The organism is [Clostridium] clostridioforme AGR2157 (assembly GCF_000424325.1).
GTDB lineage: Bacteria > Bacillota > Clostridia > Lachnospirales > Lachnospiraceae > Enterocloster > Enterocloster clostridioformis_A.
Genome location: NZ_AUJR01000049.1, coordinates 1 through 14,718, shown reverse-complemented (window position 1 = coordinate 14,718; position 14,718 = coordinate 1). Strand labels below are relative to the sequence as shown.

Genomic DNA, 14,718 nt, shown 5'->3' with positions numbered 1-14,718 from the left:
GGACTGGGCAGGCATTTTTATGTAGGGGTTTCCGGCGGGAAATGTAAGAAAAAAGAAATAACATTTCCTGTTATTGCAGGTTATAATAGGAAATGGGCAAAACATGATATTGAGGTGACGGCGATGAGACATGAGAGAAGAGCATGCGGAAAGAACGAAATGTACGGAAAGAACGAAATGTATGGAAAAAGCGGAATATACGGAAAGAGCGGGGCGGGCCGTAAAATAGGCAGGGCAGCGGCAGCACTGGTTCTGGCAGGAGTCATGATGGCAGCGGGAAGTCTTACGGCTATGGCTGCCGGCAGGACAGGCGCAGGGAAAGCCATGAACTTGACGGACCAGGGGCCGGGGGTTCTGGCTGTTTCGGAAGCAGAACCTCAGGAAAAGAAGGCGGCAGTGGAGAACGGTGTCATACAGCCCCAGAATCTGGAAGGAGCAAAGGATGCGGACCAGCTGGTGGTAGTAGTGGGCACCGGCGGCTGCGGCGCAGATGTATATTATTATAAGAAGTCAGGGGAAGCCTGGGAGATGGCCTGGAAGGAAGCAGGCATTGTAGGCAGAAACGGCATTACGGACCAGAAGGCAGAGGGAGACGGAAGCACGCCTTCCGGTACATATGGATTTACCATGGCTTTTGGGCTCAAGGAAAATCCAGGCAGCATCCTTCCCTACCATAAGATTACAAAAGGCGATTACTGGGTGGATGATTCAGCCAGTCCCTATTATAACAAGCTGGTCAATACATCACAGGCTGTAAAGAACTGGAACTCCGCAGAGAACATGGCGGCTGCTTCACCGTACTATAATTACGCCTTGGCATTGGATTATAATGAAGCATGTGAGCCCGGAAAGGGATCTGCCATCTTTCTTCACTGCTTTACCGCATCCAGGGATAATGGCTCCGCGGGCTGTATCCGCCTGCCTCAGGAAAGGGCAAAGGAGCTGGTACAGTCAGCCACAGAGCACACTAAGATTGTGATTGCACCGGATTTGGAACGGTTAAAATAATTCCGGGTAAAATGCTTCAGGTTAAAATGATTTCATAAGGCAGAGGCAGGGGCGCCATCAGCGCGGCCCTGCCATTTTTTTTGAAAGCATTTTTAATAAATCAATTTTCTTTTTCTCAGAGGGAGGCATCCTGGAACTGAGGATGTTGACCAGAAGGTCTGTCTCCCTGTCGTTAAAATGTACGCCCTTTTGCCTGGCTTCCATGTTGATGGTCATGAATGCCTCCATCAGGTTATTTTTGTCTGAATGTTCAATCCGCTCCGCAAATTCAGTGAGCATGGCCAGTTTATCTTTGTTCATGGCCTTGAGCCTGGGGTCTTGTTTCCAGCTGTTATCCATAATTATGTAGTCCTTTCTGTAATGGAGTTCAGTGATTGGCCGTATCAGGCCATGGCCTGCATGGCTGTGAATATCATTTCCATGGTCTCAAAACGGGATTGCTGCTCCGGTGTCAGGAACCTGCGCAGCTGTTCCATGGGAGTCTGGCCCTCCATCAGGGTTTCGGCCATGTCAATTATATCCTGCTCCATGGGATTCCCATATGGACGTATGGCCTTCAGCATGTCGCGCAGGGACCCGTTTCCCTGGGGACGGTCCAGGGAGCAGATGCCCATGGTTGCTACCTCCTCAGTCTCAAAGAGCTCCATTGTTTTTCGCAGTTCCTGAGCCTTGACAAACAGGGAGATGGCCTTTTGTTCGGGAACGCCCAGGTAGGGGAGGGAGGCCTTAATCATCTGCAGATGGTGGTCGCCTATGAGATAGTCCAGGTCGGTTAGTTTATAGTCATCAGATGGATTCATGTATTTCCACCAGCCTTTTCTTTCTTTGCTTCCAATTTATGCGGGAGGGGCTTGTTACATGCCACTTATTTTCCGGCACAATGAGCCAAAGCCTGGACACTGCATATATTATAAGTATGGAAGGAGAGTGAAATCCATGTACAGCCGTTTGATTATAGATGGAAATGCAGTATATGAAATAGATGAGGAATGCTTAAAGCAGAGACAGGGAAGAAAGGGGTATGGGGGTAAGAACCGAGGCACAAAAAGCCCTTTTTCGCCCGGGGAGACAGGTGAGGCCGGCAAATAAGCCCGGCTTCCCTGCAAGAAAAAACAGGGAGTGGTGAAGCACTCCCTGTTCCTTTGATTCTTTGGTGAAGGATTTTTTAGAGGTGGGAATTAGCAGCAGAAGCCACCGCCGCCACAGCAGCACAGGATTAAGATGAGCCAGATAATATCTCCGCATCCGCCTCCAAAGCTGCACCCACAGCCACAACCGCTACCGCAGTCGCTATGTCCGAAGCCGCTGCCGCCTCCACAGCAGCACAGAATCAGGATAAGCCAGATGATATTGCATCCGCATCCGCTGCCTCCTGTTCCACATCCGCATCCACAGTCACAACTGCAGTTTGTTGCTGCTACATCACTCATGTTAATTCCTCCATATAAAGTTTAATTACACTGTATCATATGAAGCCCTGCTTGCTCATGTTTCCACAATTTGATAAAATTTAGAAAATTTTTGTTGGTACAAGGCCGGGATATATAGTATAATGTCGGCAGGCATGATACTGTGCGGATCGTTTTCTGACAAAGGAAGGAAAAGATGGTCCGTCAGATGAAAAAGAAAAGAGGCTTTGAGAATGGACAGAAGCAGATTATATTACCAGACCCCCTATGTAAAGTCGTTCATGTGCACGGTGGAGCACTGTGAGGAGAGCGGGAAAGGAACCTGGCTGGTGACTCTGAACCAGACTGGTTTTTACCCTGAAGGAGGGGGACAGCCCTATGATACAGGAACCTTAAACGGGATTCACGTGCTGTCCGTCCATGAGAAGGGGGAGCAGGTGATCCATGAACTGGCGCAGCCCATAGAGGAGGGGACCCTGGCAGAGGGAATCATAGACTGGCAGAGGCGGTATGACAACATGCAGCTGCACACCGGGGAGCATATTCTGTCCGGTCTGGTGCACAGACACTTTGGATACGATAATGTCGGCTTTCACATGGGGACCGAGGAAGTGACGGTGGACTTTAACGGCATCATTGAGCCGGAGGACCTGGACTGGCTGGAGGACGAGGCCAATCAGCTGGTCTATGCCAATGTCCCCGTGAAGGTGCTTTATCCCGCTGAGGAAGAACTCAGGACTATGGAGTACAGAAGCAAAAAGGAACTGTCCGGTCTGGTACGCATTGTGGAGGTGCCTGGCGGGGATGTGTGCGCATGCTGCGGCACACATGTAGAAAACACCGGTGAAGTGGGTATCATTAAGATAAGAAGCATGATTCATTACAAGGGCGGCGTTCGTTTGTCCATGTTATGCGGCCGCAGGGCCCTGTTGGATTACAGGGACAGGCTGAAGGATGAAATCAGGATATCCAACCTGCTGTCAGCCAAGCTCATCCAGGTGCCGGATGCAGTGGAAAAGCTTAAAAATGACAGCCAGGACAGGGATTTCCTGATTGGAAAGCTGGGAAGCAGCCTGTTGGCCCTGAAGGCAGGACAGTTCCCGGAAAGCACAGCCCCCCTCATTGTATTTGAGGAGGATTTAACCCCAGTTCAGGTTCGACAGTATGCGACTATTCTCTATGAAGAAAACAAGGCCGGAGTGGCTGCCGTGTGTTCCGGAAATGACAGGGACGGCGAATATCACTATGCCCTGGGCAGCAGCCGGATGGACATGCGCGCTCTCAGCAAAGCCCTGAACAGCCGTCTGAGCGGCAGGGGCGGGGGCAGCAGCCTCATGGCTCAGGGGACCTTCCGGGCGGGACGGGAAGCCATTGAGGCAGCGTTCCGGGAAGAGACAGAATTATAAAGGATGATACGATGGAATTAAATAGCGATACAATTAAAAAAATCAGAGGACTTATTGTCTTTACCGTGGTGGTTGTGGTTGCGGGATTCAATTACAGACGTCTGGTGGATGTGGCGGCCGGATTGATGCACATTGCCTGGCCCTTTATTCTGGGGGCAGCCATAGCTTTCATACTGAACGTGCCTATGCGCAATATCGAGAGGCATTTGACCGTGTTTGGGGAGAGCGGCAGGCTGAGACGGCCTGTCAGCCTGGTGGTGACCATCCTCCTGGTTACAGGCGGCCTGTTTCTGGTCATCTTTGTGGTGGCACCTCAGCTGGTAAAGACTTTTTTGAATCTTCAAAGCAGTATCCCTGTGTTTTTTGCAGGGGTGCGTGATGAGGCGGAACGCATATTTGCCAGCAATCCCCAGATACTGGAATATATGAACCAGATGGAAGTGGACTGGCAGGAAGTGTTTCAGAACATGGCCGCGTTTTTAAAGAGCGGGGCGGGAACCATGCTGAACACCACCTTCTCGGCAGCTGTCTCCATTGTCAGCGGCGTGTCCTCATTCCTGATTGGATTTATCTTTGCCATCTATATCCTTTTGCAGAAGGAGACGCTGGGACGGCAGATGAAGAAGGTGCTGGAGGCATTTCTGCCGGAACCGGCTGTAGGGCGGATTCTGGATATCACGGCCCTTACGGAGCGCACCTTCTCCAATTTCCTTACAGGACAGTGCGTGGAGGCCGTGATCCTGGGAACCATGTTTTTTGTGGCGCTGACCGTCATACGTCTGCCCTATGCGCTGCTGATTGGGGTGCTGATTGCATTTACGGCCCTGATTCCTATTTTCGGCGCGTTTGTGGGACTGGCAGTGGGCGTGTTCCTGATGCTCATGGTAAATTCCATGGATGCCCTGGTTTTTACGATTACCTTCTTTGTATTGCAGCAGATAGAGGGAAACCTGATATACCCCTATGTGGTGGGGAATTCCGTGGGGCTTCCATCCATATGGGTGCTGGTGGCCGTGACTGTGGGCGGAAGCATGATGGGAATTGTGGGAATGCTCATATTCATTCCGCTGTGTTCCGTACTGTATGCCCTTTTAAGGGATGGGGTCAATGCGCGTCTGGGAAGGAAGGGCAGGGGAGCGGTTGTCTGTGAGACTGTATGCGGGCCGGTTTGTGAGGAAGATGCGGACCAGGGGCATCAGGAATAAAGACTGAGAATAATAAAAAGAGAATATCAAGTGAAGATAACAAAGCTAAGATAAACAAAACAGCCCGGAACCTGTCAAATGGTTCCGGGCTTTGCCTTTGCCTGTATTCCTGCCTGTTATTCCATGCTTTTTATCTTAGGCTTATTCTCCCTGATACATATATTTGATTAAACGCTCAATGTCTTCCTTCTCATGAGCAACCAGGTCTAATTCCTTGATATATCCGTTGGAGAAGATGGTGGCCATAGACAGATACTGGGCTAATTTGGATTTCAGATTGATGCGGTCACCTTCCGGAGATACAAGCTCCACGGTTCCCTTGCACTGGTCAATGACAGAGAAAAACTTTTCTACGTCTGTGATATTCTGAACCTTCATGGCATATCCTCCTGTGTTTGTATGCATTTTCCTGAAATGGAAAAGGATGGTTAATTTTTTAACATATATGATTATAGCAGAAGGGCAGGGAAAAGGGCAATTATGAATTTTCATAAAAATACAGGGATTAAAGGGTGTTTTTTATCGCATCTAACAGCAGGGAGGATACCCGCAGGCCGCCCCGCCCCGTCCCTATGGAAATATCTGGTTTATTGCTGCCGTGAAAGTCGGAGCCGCCTGTGGGCAGAAGATGGTGGCGTGCAGCCATTTCCTGGAGCCTGGCGCTTTCCGGGCGGTTGTGGGAGGAGTGATATACCTCCAGGCCTTTCATGCCCAGGCCGGCCAGATAGGCGATGAGCTCCTCCGTGACCTTGTCCCCCAGCTTATACTGAAAGGGATGGGACAGGGCCACAAAGGCATGGCTGTCTAAGAGGGCCTCCATGACTTCCTCCGGGGGCAGGAATTCCTTGGGCGGGCAGTATGTGCCTCCGTATTTCAGATACTTCTTAAAAATATGGTCCAAATCAGGCCCAAGACCCCTTGCCAGAAGGGCTCTTGCCACATGAGCCCTGGTGATGACCGTGTCAGGGTTTCCGGCACACAGTTCTTCGGCAGTAAGGTGGATGCCGTGGGCATCAAAACGTTCCAGCATCTCCTGGTTGCGCTGGTCTCTGTGCTGGCGGAATTCCTTCAGCGCGGCCTGAAGGGAGGGTGAACCTGTGTCCACGAAAAGTCCCAGTATATGGATTTCGTGGTTCTTATAACTGCTGGACACCTCGATGCCGGGCACCACCTCCAGTCCCAGCTTTGCCCCGGCACCCATGGCCCTGGCAACTCCGGCCGTGGTATCGTGGTCTGTAAGCGCGATGGCTGAAAGTCCGGCCTCATGGGCCAGGTGCACCACCTGCTCAGGTGACAGGGTGCCATCGGATGCGTTTGAGTGGACGTGTAAATCAACGTAAGACATGATGTGACCTCCGAATCATAAGATGTAAAGACCTTGAAAAGGCTTGTAATTGATTTTTAATAATTTAATAATACTTACTTTATATATATTAACATGAAATTCACAATAAGTAAAATTGGGCTGAAAAAAACAAAAAAGACGGTTCCATTTTACATAAAGTATGTTATACTACAATTTGTGAATAAATCCATAGGCAGAGATGACAGGTGAACAGTATGAATCAGTTAGAGAATAATCATAGCAGAAGAAGTTCCTCAGCAGGCAGAAGCCGCAGCAGGGGTTCGGATAAAGGAACGGGACGCGCAGCGTCCAGGAACACGGGCAGAAGCAGTTCGTCAGGCAGCGGTTCAAGGGGTTCCTATTCCTACCGTTCCGGAGGACAGGCCGGCAGGATGAATGCGGCCCAGACAGCCAGGCGCAACAGCCCTCACAGGAGAAAGAAGGGACCGGATTATAAGAAGATTGCCATAGCCGGAGTCATCCTTATTATCCTCATTGCGTGCATATCACTGGCCATGAAGTTCAAGGGTACCGGAGGAAGAGAACCGGATGATATCACGGAAGAGACAACCGAGACAGAGATGATGAAGGAAGTCAAGGTGGATGGAATCACCATTACCGGCATGTCCAAGAACCAGGCCAGGAATGCAATTCTGAAGGAATATCCCTGGAGCATGACAGTTACCCATGACGGGGATACACATAATGTGACGAATTTTGCGGCGGAAAAGGTGGATGCGCTGCTGGATGAAATCTACAGCGGAGAGCCGGCCGAAAGTTATACACTGAGCATGGACGGGCTGGAGGAAGCTGCTGCAAAGGAGGCGGAAAGCTGTGCGGCCAAATGGAATAAAAAAGCCAAAAACGGTTCCATTGACAGCTATGACAAGGAAAAGGGCGCCTTTGTGTTTGCCGGGGAAGAGAATGGTTTTGCCATTGACCAGGAGAAGCTGGCGGCAGACATACTGAAGGCACTGCAGGACAAGAAGTTCGACGCTACCATCACAGCTACGGGAAGCGAGACAGCACCGGATATCAGCGCGGCTGCTGCCAAGGAAAAATATAAGACCATCAGCACATTTACCACAAAGACAACAGCCAATAAGGCCCGAAACACCAACATCAGGCTGGCTGCAGAGGCACTGAACGGAACCGTGGTGCATCCGGGAGAGGAATTCTCCTTTAACAGGGCAGTGGGTCAGAGGACAGAGGCAAAGGGCTACCAGGGAGCAGCCGCCTATAACAACGGAGAGGTGGTACAGGAAATCGGCGGAGGCGTATGCCAGGTATCCACCACCCTGTACAATGCAGTATACAGGTCAGGGCTGGGAGAGGAGAGCATTACCTTCAGGCGTTCTCATACCTTTGAACCCAACTATATTACACCGGGCCAGGATGCCACGGTGAGCTGGGAACAGCCGGATTTCCGCTTCAAGAACACATCCAGCACATCCATCGGTATCAAGGCCGGCTACGCGGATCAGAAGATAACGGTTTCCATTTATGGAATTCCCATTCTGGAGGAGGGGACAAAGCTGGATTTGGTATCCGAGAAAGTGGAGGAGCTGGACCCGCCCGCACCTACCTATGAGGAGGACCAGACACTTGAGCCGGGAGTGGAGATTCAGAAGAGCGCAGGCAGCAAGGGAAGCAGATGGATTACCTACAAGGTGGTATATAAAGACGGAAAGGAAATATCCAGGGAACAGGACCATAAGACCACATACAAGGGCCATGCCCCTGTTATCCGCCGCAACACAACCGGCGTGGTGCTGGCGCCTGAGGAAACCACCCTTTCCACAGAGACGACACGGCCAATCATTGACGGAATGCCGGACGGCTATATTCCGGGTGATGAGACAACCTCCTTACCTTCCGGGAACGGTTCCCAGGTGAGTGGACCCGGCACAGTGACCCAGCCGGCAGCGCCCACCACGGCGCCCGCAGCGTCACCTAATCCCACCCAGGCGCCGCAGCCGTCTGAGACCGCGGCAGCAGGGCCGGGCGGGGCTAACCCGGTGATTGCACCGCTGAAACCGGAATAAAAGGAGCAGACAAAGAATTGACATTGTTTTTTTTGGCGTAATTTCGATTAAGCATTTGCAATTTGTTAAATAATTGCTATAATAGTAAACAGGTCAGTCTGCATAGGGTCGAAGCATGTTCATACATGCCTGGGTCCGGGTCAGACTCACATGTATACCATTACATATTCACTATTTGTAGGAGGAAATCAAAATGGCAAGAAAAATGAAAACCATGGATGGTAACCATGCAGCAGCACATGCGTCATATGCATTTACTGATGTAGCGGCTATCTATCCGATTACCCCATCCTCACCTATGGCTGAAGCCACAGACGAATGGGCAACAGACGGAAGAACCAATATCTTCGGTCGTAAAGTACAGATTACAGAGATGCAGTCTGAGGCTGGTGCAGCAGGCGCTGTACATGGTTCTCTGGCAGCAGGTGCTCTGACCACCACCTACACAGCATCACAGGGTCTTTTACTGATGATCCCTAATCTTTATAAAATTGCAGGTGAGCAGCTGCCAGGCGTATTCAACGTATCTGCACGTGCTCTTGCAAGCCATGCATTATCTATTTTCGGTGACCACTCCGACGTTTACGCATGCCGCCAGACCGGATGCGCTATGCTGTGCGAGTCCAGCGTCCAGGAGGTAATGGACCTGACTGTTGTTGCACATATGGCATCCATCAAGGGCAAGGTTCCATTCATCAACTTCTTCGACGGTTTCCGTACATCCCATGAGATTCAGAAGATTGAGACCTGGGATTACGAGGACTTAAAGGAAATGGTTGACATGGACGCTGTAGATGCTTTCCGTAAGCATGCACTGAATCCAAATCATCCATGCCAGAGAGGCTCCGCTCAGAACCCTGACATCTTCTTCCAGGCAAGAGAAGCCTGCAACCCATACTACGACGCTCTTCCTGCAATCGTTCAGGAATATATGGACAAGGTTAATGCCAAGATTGGCACTGACTATAAGCTGTTCAACTACTACGGCGCTGCTGACGCTGAGCACATCATCATCTCCATGGGTTCTGTCAATGACACCATCGAAGAGACTATCGACTACATGGTGAAGCAGGGACAGAAGGTTGGTGTTGTTAAGGTTCGTCTGTACAGACCATTCTGCGTACAGGCCCTGATTGACGCCATTCCTGATACCGTTAAGGTTATCTCCGTATTAGACAGAACAAAAGAGCCAGGCGCCATCGGCGAGCCTCTGTACCTGGATGTTGTGGCTGCTCTTAAGGGAAGCAAGTTTGACCAGGTTAAGGTTTTAACCGGACGTTACGGCTTAGGCTCCAAGGATACCACACCTGCTCAGATTGTAGCAGTTTACGAGAACACAACCAAGTCTCCATTTACCGTAGGTATCGTGGACGACGTTACAAACCTGTCCTTAGAGATTGGCGCTCCTTTAGTTACCACTCCTGAGGGAACCACAAACTGTAAGTTCTGGGGTCTGGGCGCTGACGGTACAGTTGGTGCAAACAAGAACTCCATCAAGATCATCGGTGACAATACAGACATGTATGCACAGGCATACTTTGATTATGACTCCAAGAAGTCAGGCGGCGTTACCATGTCCCACCTGCGCTTCGGACACAGCCCAATCAAGTCTACCTATTTAATCCGTACAGCTAACTTCGTTGCCTGCCACAATCCTGCATATGTACGCAAGTACAACATGGTTCAGGAGCTGGTTGACGGCGGTACGTTCCTGTTAAACTGCCCATGGGATATGGAAGGACTTGAGAAGCATCTTCCGGGACAGGTTAAGAAGTTCATCGCAGACCACAACATCAACTTCTACACCATCGACGGCGTAAAGATTGGTATTGAGACAGGCATGGGCCCAACACGTATCAACACCATTCTTCAGTCCGCATTCTTCGAGCTGACCGGCATCATTCCTGCTGAGAAGGCAAACGAGCTGATGAAGGCCGCTGCAAAGGCAACCTACGGCCGCAAGGGCGAGGATGTTGTTCAGAAGAACTGGGCTGCTATCGACGCAGGCGCTAAGGGCATGCACAAGGTAGAGGTTCCGGACAGCTGGAAGAACTGTGAAGACGAAGGTCTTGACTATGCAGTTGTAACCCAGGGAAGAAAGGATGTAGTTGACTTTGTTAACAACATTCAGATAAAGGTAAGCGCTCAGGAAGGAAACTCCCTGCCCGTATCCGCATTTACAGAGTACGCAGATGGTTCCACACCATCCGGTTCCTCCGCATACGAGAAGCGCGGTATCGCTGTTAAGGTTCCTGTATGGAATCCGGACAACTGTATCCAGTGTAACTTCTGTTCATATGTATGTCCTCACGCGGTAATCCGTCCGGTTGCCATGACCGCTGACGAGGCTGCTAAGGCACCTGCAGACATGAAGATGAAGGATATGACAGGTATGGCCGACTACAAGTTTGCCATAACCATCTCCGCTCTGGATTGTACGGGATGCGGTTCCTGTGCAAATGTGTGCCCAGGCATGAAGGGCAACAAGGCTCTGGTTATGGAAAGCCTTGAGGCTAACCTTGGCGAGCAGGCCATCTTTGACTTTGGTCGGTCCCTGCCTATCAAGGAAGAGGTTCTGGCTAAGTTCAAAGAGAATACTGTTAAGGGCAGCCAGTTCAGACAGCCTCTGCTTGAATTCTCCGGCGCTTGCGCAGGATGCGGCGAGACTCCTTATGCAAAATTGATTACCCAGCTGTTTGGTGACAGGATGTACATTGCCAACGCAACAGGATGCTCCTCCATCTGGGGCAACTCCTCACCATCCACACCTTACACCGTGAATGCCAAGGGACAGGGTCCTGCATGGGACAACTCCCTGTTCGAGGATAACGCTGAGTTTGGTTACGGTATGTTACTGGCTCAGAACGCAATCAGAGACGGCTTAAAGGCTAAGGTTGAGAGCGTAATGGCTAACGAAAAGGCTACTGACGAGATGAAGGCAGCCTGCAAGGAGTGGCTTGATACCTTTGGCATCGGCGCTCTGAACGGCACTGCTACCGATAAGCTGGTTGCGGTTCTGGACGGCGTTGACTGCGATGTCTGCAGAGACATTGTTAAGAATAAAGATTTCCTGGCTAAGAAGTCCCAGTGGGTATTCGGTGGTGACGGATGGGCTTACGATATCGGTTTCGGCGGCGTTGACCACGTACTGGCATCCGGTAAGGACATCAACATCATGGTATACGATACTGAGGTTTACTCCAATACAGGAGGCCAGTCCTCCAAGGCTACCAAGACAGGTGCTGTTGCACAGTTCGCTGCAGGCGGCAAGGACGTTAAGAAGAAAGACCTGGCCAGCATTGCCATGAGCTATGGTTATGTGTACGTTGCACAGATTTGTATGGGCGCTGATATGGCTCAGACTGTTAAGGCGATTGCCGAGGCAGAGGCTTATCCGGGACCATCCCTGATTATTGCATACGCTCCATGTATCAACCATGGTATTAAGAAGGGTATGGACAAGGCTCAGACAGAGGAGAAGCTGGCTGTAGAGTGCGGTTACTGGAACAACTTCCGTTACAACCCGGCAGCTGAGAAGAAGTTCTCCCTGGATTCCAAGGCTCCTAAGCTTGAGACCTATCAGGACTTCTTAAAGGGCGAGGTTCGTTATATGTCCCTGGCTATGAAGAATCCTGAGAGAGCAGCCGAGCTGTTCGCACGTAACGAGGCAGAGGCTAAGGAGCGTTACGCTTACTTAGAGAAGCTGGTTACACTGTACGGCAACGACTAATCTTACGTCAGATTTGAATATTTTATGAATTACGGACCCCGGAGGGCTTAGGCTCTCCGGGGTTTTTGAATATTCTGTTTCCAGAAGGGGATAATACTGGAAGAAAGGATGTGTGATACCAGTATGTTAGAAGAGAAGGCAATGGTTCAATTTCTGAACCGATTTACAGATTATCCCTTTCTGGTAAAATGGAAGGACCACGAAGACCGGGTAGGTCATGGCAATCCCATGTTTGCTGTTGACATCAGGGAAACCATACCGGTGAGGAAGCTGATGGACAGCACCTCCCTGGCATTGGGGGAAGCCTACATGAAGGGCAAACTGGAGGTGGAGGGGAGTCTGTATGAGGCTCTGGACCATTTCCTGGGGCAGATGGACCGTTTTTCTGTCAACCGTCTGCATCTGAGGAAGCTCCTTTATCCCTCTAATTCAAGGAAAAACCAGAAGATGGAGGTGTCCTCCCATTATGATATCGGTAATGATTTTTATAAGCTGTGGCTGGACGAAACCATGAACTATTCCTGCGGATATTTTAAGACAGAAAATGATACCCTCCATAAGGCCCAGGTAAATAAAACAGATTATATTCTGAAGAAGCTGGCACTGAAAGAGGGAATGAGCCTTCTGGATGTGGGCTGCGGCTGGGGATTTCTGTTAATCAGGGCAGCCAGGGAATACGGAGTCAGAGGAACCGGCATCACCCTGAGTTCGGAGCAGTATGACGGCTTTAAAAAGCGCATAGAGGAGGAAGGGCTGGAACATCTACTGAACGTTCAGCTCATGGATTACAGGGATTTGCCGAAAAGCGGCATGAAATTTGACCGTGTGGTCAGCGTGGGAATGGTGGAGCACGTGGGCAGGGAAAACTACGGCAGGTTCATGGACTGCGTGGACAAGGTGCTGAATCCAGGCGGCGTATTCCTTCTCCATTTCATCAGCAGCCAGAAGGAACACGCAGGAGATCCCTGGATTAAGAAGTATATATTTCCGGGCGGTGTCATCCCCAGTCTCAGGGAAATCATATCCCTGATGGCAGAACACGATTTCCATATTTTGGACGTGGAGAACCTGAGAAACCATTACAACAAGACATTGCTGTGCTGGGAAAAGAATTTCAAGGAACATGAAGAGGAAATAAAGGACATGTTTGATGAGGAATTTGTCCGGATGTGGGATTTGTACCTGTGCTCCTGCGCGGCTACATTCCACAATGGAGTCATTGACCTTCACCAGATACTGGTGAGCAAGGGTGCGAATAATGAGCTGCCTATGGTACGGTGGTATTAGGCTCGGGACATGTGGTGTGGAGTATGGAAATGGTGGAAGGAGGCCATTTCCACGCTCCATGTTTTATACAGGTGTTATTTCATAGATGATTCCAAATATTTTCCGGTCAGTGTTTTATAGTATGGTTTTATAGAGCTAAATCTGATATAATCTAGGAATATGAGACCGGGGGAGGTTGAGACTGGATGAGGGAAAGGGCCAGGGAAAAGGGCCGGTGAAGCGGGCAATGAAGTCGGCCATAGGATGATTGGCTAAGGAGTGAGAGGAAATGAGGACAAAAAAAGATTTGATTACATATTGTCTTACCTATAAAGATGTATATGAAGACTACCCCTTCAGGGACCATGAATGGGCTGTTATACGCCACCGGGCCAACAAACGGGTATTTGCCTGGATATACCGGCGGGAGGGACAGGTCTGCATTAATCTGAAATGTGCGCCTGAGTGGATTGAGTTCTGGCGCAAGGCCTATTCCGGTGTGCGTCCGGGATATCATTTGAATAAGAAGCACTGGAATACAGTGATTCTGGATGGGAGTGTTCCGGATGCGGATATCAAACGGATGATAGGCGAAAGCTATGATTTGACAAGGGACCGTAAGGAACAATAATACATGACAGGAGAACAAGGATGAATAAGCAGAACGAACACACAGGAATTGGCCCCGGCACAATTGTCATGCATTTTAAGCGGGAGACTTTATCTGCCGATAAAATGCGCCGCATTTTAGCTTGTTGGGAGGTATCCCAAACCCTCTGAAAATCCTCTCACTACCTACAACACCACGCATGGCAGATTTGACGAAGTTTTGAGAGGAATTTTTAAAATTCCTTTCTTCACTTCTAAATACGGGGAAATTTTAAAAATGCCAAAAGCAGGACAAAGTATTTCTTGATTAGTTGATAGAAAATCAAGATTGTGCTATACTAATTTAATATTAGTACAACTCGATTTAAATAAGCTTACAATTTAAGCATTGGTAGTAATCTGATTTCTTGGCTTACGTGTCCGTGCTTTGGGCGCACGTTTCCCTTGGTTTTCAGGACTTGCTGCTTTCGCATTTACAACTTCATAGACGATTGTGCCCACATCCTCTTCCGAAAGATCAATCGTGTCCAAGCGGTATTTCCATTTGTAGGGGACGGGAACCTCATTGATTTCTTCAAAGTATTTCAAAATCCGTTCCTTTAGTTCCTCTTTCGAGCCTACACGAATCCCGGACAACATCTGGCGGGTCATTTTGCTGAAAAAGCCTTCCACCATATTCAGCCAGGAGCCATGTG

The 14,718-nt window shown here is 49.8% G+C and carries 14 protein-coding genes and 1 pseudogene; 9 read left to right on the top strand and 6 right to left on the bottom strand.

What is annotated here, in order from left to right:
- Positions 1-123 precede the first annotated feature (123 nt).
- Positions 124-1,008: a L,D-transpeptidase family protein gene (locus G614_RS0118750; RefSeq protein ID WP_242828137.1), complete on the top strand. Its 885-nt coding sequence runs from the start codon at positions 124-126 to the stop codon at positions 1,006-1,008.
- A gap of 57 nt (positions 1,009-1,065) precedes the next feature.
- Here the strand turns inward: G614_RS0118750 and G614_RS0118745 are convergent, their stop codons facing one another.
- Complete coding sequence (locus tag G614_RS0118745) at positions 1,066-1,347, bottom strand: hypothetical protein (RefSeq protein WP_027643175.1); 282 nt, start codon at positions 1,345-1,347, stop codon at positions 1,066-1,068.
- Positions 1,348-1,391: 44 nt separating this feature from the next.
- Complete coding sequence (locus tag G614_RS0118740; RefSeq protein ID WP_027643174.1) at positions 1,392-1,808, bottom strand: hypothetical protein; 417 nt, start codon at positions 1,806-1,808, stop codon at positions 1,392-1,394.
- 136 nt (positions 1,809-1,944) lie between these two features.
- Here G614_RS0118740 and G614_RS28060 point away from each other — a divergent pair, with 136 nt between their 5' ends.
- The gene (locus tag G614_RS28060) at positions 1,945-2,097 is read left to right on the top strand and encodes a hypothetical protein (RefSeq protein ID WP_172574404.1); all 153 of its coding nucleotides are present in this window, start codon (positions 1,945-1,947) and stop codon (positions 2,095-2,097) included.
- Positions 2,098-2,186: 89 nt separating this feature from the next.
- Here G614_RS28060 and G614_RS0118730 read toward each other — a convergent pair whose 3' ends face one another.
- Positions 2,187-2,438, bottom strand: a complete 252-nt coding sequence (locus G614_RS0118730) for a hypothetical protein (RefSeq protein WP_027643173.1) — start codon at positions 2,436-2,438, stop codon at positions 2,187-2,189.
- A 212-nt stretch (positions 2,439-2,650) separates the two neighbouring features.
- Between G614_RS0118730 and G614_RS0118725 the strand changes: the two genes are divergently transcribed.
- Positions 2,651-3,823: an alanyl-tRNA editing protein gene (locus G614_RS0118725; protein ID WP_027643172.1), complete on the top strand. Its 1,173-nt coding sequence runs from the start codon at positions 2,651-2,653 to the stop codon at positions 3,821-3,823.
- 11 nt (positions 3,824-3,834) lie between these two features.
- Complete coding sequence (locus G614_RS0118720; RefSeq protein ID WP_027643171.1) at positions 3,835-5,028, top strand: AI-2E family transporter; 1,194 nt, start codon at positions 3,835-3,837, stop codon at positions 5,026-5,028.
- A gap of 141 nt (positions 5,029-5,169) precedes the next feature.
- Here the strand turns inward: G614_RS0118720 and G614_RS0118715 are convergent, their stop codons facing one another.
- Entirely contained in the window at positions 5,170-5,406 is a 237-nt protein-coding gene (locus G614_RS0118715) for a hypothetical protein (RefSeq protein WP_027643170.1), read from the bottom strand.
- A gap of 127 nt (positions 5,407-5,533) precedes the next feature.
- Positions 5,534-6,373: a PHP domain-containing protein gene (locus tag G614_RS0118710; protein WP_027643169.1), complete on the bottom strand. Its 840-nt coding sequence runs from the start codon at positions 6,371-6,373 to the stop codon at positions 5,534-5,536.
- Between the two features lie 215 nt (positions 6,374-6,588).
- Here G614_RS0118710 and G614_RS0118705 point away from each other — a divergent pair, with 215 nt between their 5' ends.
- The 5 genes from G614_RS0118705 to G614_RS33400 all read left to right on the top strand — a co-directional run bounded on the left by G614_RS0118705 (position 6,589) and on the right by G614_RS33400 (position 14,194).
- Positions 6,589-8,418 (top strand): VanW family protein, encoded by a 1,830-nt coding sequence (locus G614_RS0118705; protein WP_027643168.1) that lies wholly within the window; start codon positions 6,589-6,591, stop codon positions 8,416-8,418.
- A gap of 193 nt (positions 8,419-8,611) precedes the next feature.
- Complete coding sequence (nifJ, locus tag G614_RS0118700; protein ID WP_027643167.1) at positions 8,612-12,148, top strand: pyruvate:ferredoxin (flavodoxin) oxidoreductase; 3,537 nt, start codon at positions 8,612-8,614, stop codon at positions 12,146-12,148.
- Between the two features lie 108 nt (positions 12,149-12,256).
- A complete protein-coding gene (locus G614_RS0118695; RefSeq protein ID WP_027643166.1) occupies positions 12,257-13,435 on the top strand; it encodes a class I SAM-dependent methyltransferase in 1,179 nt (392 codons plus the stop codon).
- Positions 13,436-13,703: 268 nt separating this feature from the next.
- Positions 13,704-14,045, top strand: coding sequence for an MmcQ/YjbR family DNA-binding protein (locus tag G614_RS0118690; RefSeq protein ID WP_027643165.1), 342 nt, complete (start codon positions 13,704-13,706; stop codon positions 14,043-14,045).
- A 20-nt stretch (positions 14,046-14,065) separates the two neighbouring features.
- Positions 14,066-14,194 carry a hypothetical protein gene (locus G614_RS33400; protein WP_278246004.1) on the top strand — a complete coding sequence of 43 codons (129 nt, stop codon included), beginning with the start codon at positions 14,066-14,068 and terminating at the stop codon, positions 14,192-14,194.
- Between the two features lie 210 nt (positions 14,195-14,404).
- On the opposite strand, the pseudogene G614_RS34590 reads toward G614_RS33400, so the two are convergent.
- Positions 14,405-14,718, bottom strand: a pseudogene (locus G614_RS34590) (IS630 family transposase); the annotation flags it as partial.

Excerpts from the sequence above, each read along its gene's own strand:
- G614_RS0118720 (WP_027643171.1), top strand. The coding sequence starts at position 3,835 with ATGGAATTAAATAGCGATACAATTAAAAAAATCAGAGGACTTATTGTC.
- nifJ (WP_027643167.1), top strand. The coding sequence starts at position 8,612 with ATGGCAAGAAAAATGAAAACCATGGATGGTAACCATGCAGCAGCACAT.
- G614_RS0118715 (WP_027643170.1), bottom strand. The coding sequence starts at position 5,406 with ATGAAGGTTCAGAATATCACAGACGTAGAAAAGTTTTTCTCTGTCATT.
- G614_RS0118710 (WP_027643169.1), bottom strand. The coding sequence starts at position 6,373 with ATGTCTTACGTTGATTTACACGTCCACTCAAACGCATCCGATGGCACC.
- G614_RS28060 (WP_172574404.1), top strand. The coding sequence starts at position 1,945 with ATGTACAGCCGTTTGATTATAGATGGAAATGCAGTATATGAAATAGAT.
- G614_RS0118725 (WP_027643172.1), top strand. The coding sequence starts at position 2,651 with ATGGACAGAAGCAGATTATATTACCAGACCCCCTATGTAAAGTCGTTC.
- G614_RS0118745 (WP_027643175.1), bottom strand. The coding sequence starts at position 1,347 with ATGGATAACAGCTGGAAACAAGACCCCAGGCTCAAGGCCATGAACAAA.
- G614_RS0118750 (WP_242828137.1), top strand. The coding sequence starts at position 124 with ATGAGACATGAGAGAAGAGCATGCGGAAAGAACGAAATGTACGGAAAG.
- G614_RS0118705 (WP_027643168.1), top strand. The coding sequence starts at position 6,589 with ATGAATCAGTTAGAGAATAATCATAGCAGAAGAAGTTCCTCAGCAGGC.
- G614_RS0118690 (WP_027643165.1), top strand. The coding sequence starts at position 13,704 with ATGAGGACAAAAAAAGATTTGATTACATATTGTCTTACCTATAAAGAT.
- G614_RS0118740 (WP_027643174.1), bottom strand. The coding sequence starts at position 1,808 with ATGAATCCATCTGATGACTATAAACTAACCGACCTGGACTATCTCATA.
- G614_RS0118695 (WP_027643166.1), top strand. The coding sequence starts at position 12,257 with ATGTGTGATACCAGTATGTTAGAAGAGAAGGCAATGGTTCAATTTCTG.
- G614_RS33400 (WP_278246004.1), top strand. The coding sequence starts at position 14,066 with ATGAATAAGCAGAACGAACACACAGGAATTGGCCCCGGCACAATTGTC.
- G614_RS0118730 (WP_027643173.1), bottom strand. The coding sequence starts at position 2,438 with ATGAGTGATGTAGCAGCAACAAACTGCAGTTGTGACTGTGGATGCGGA.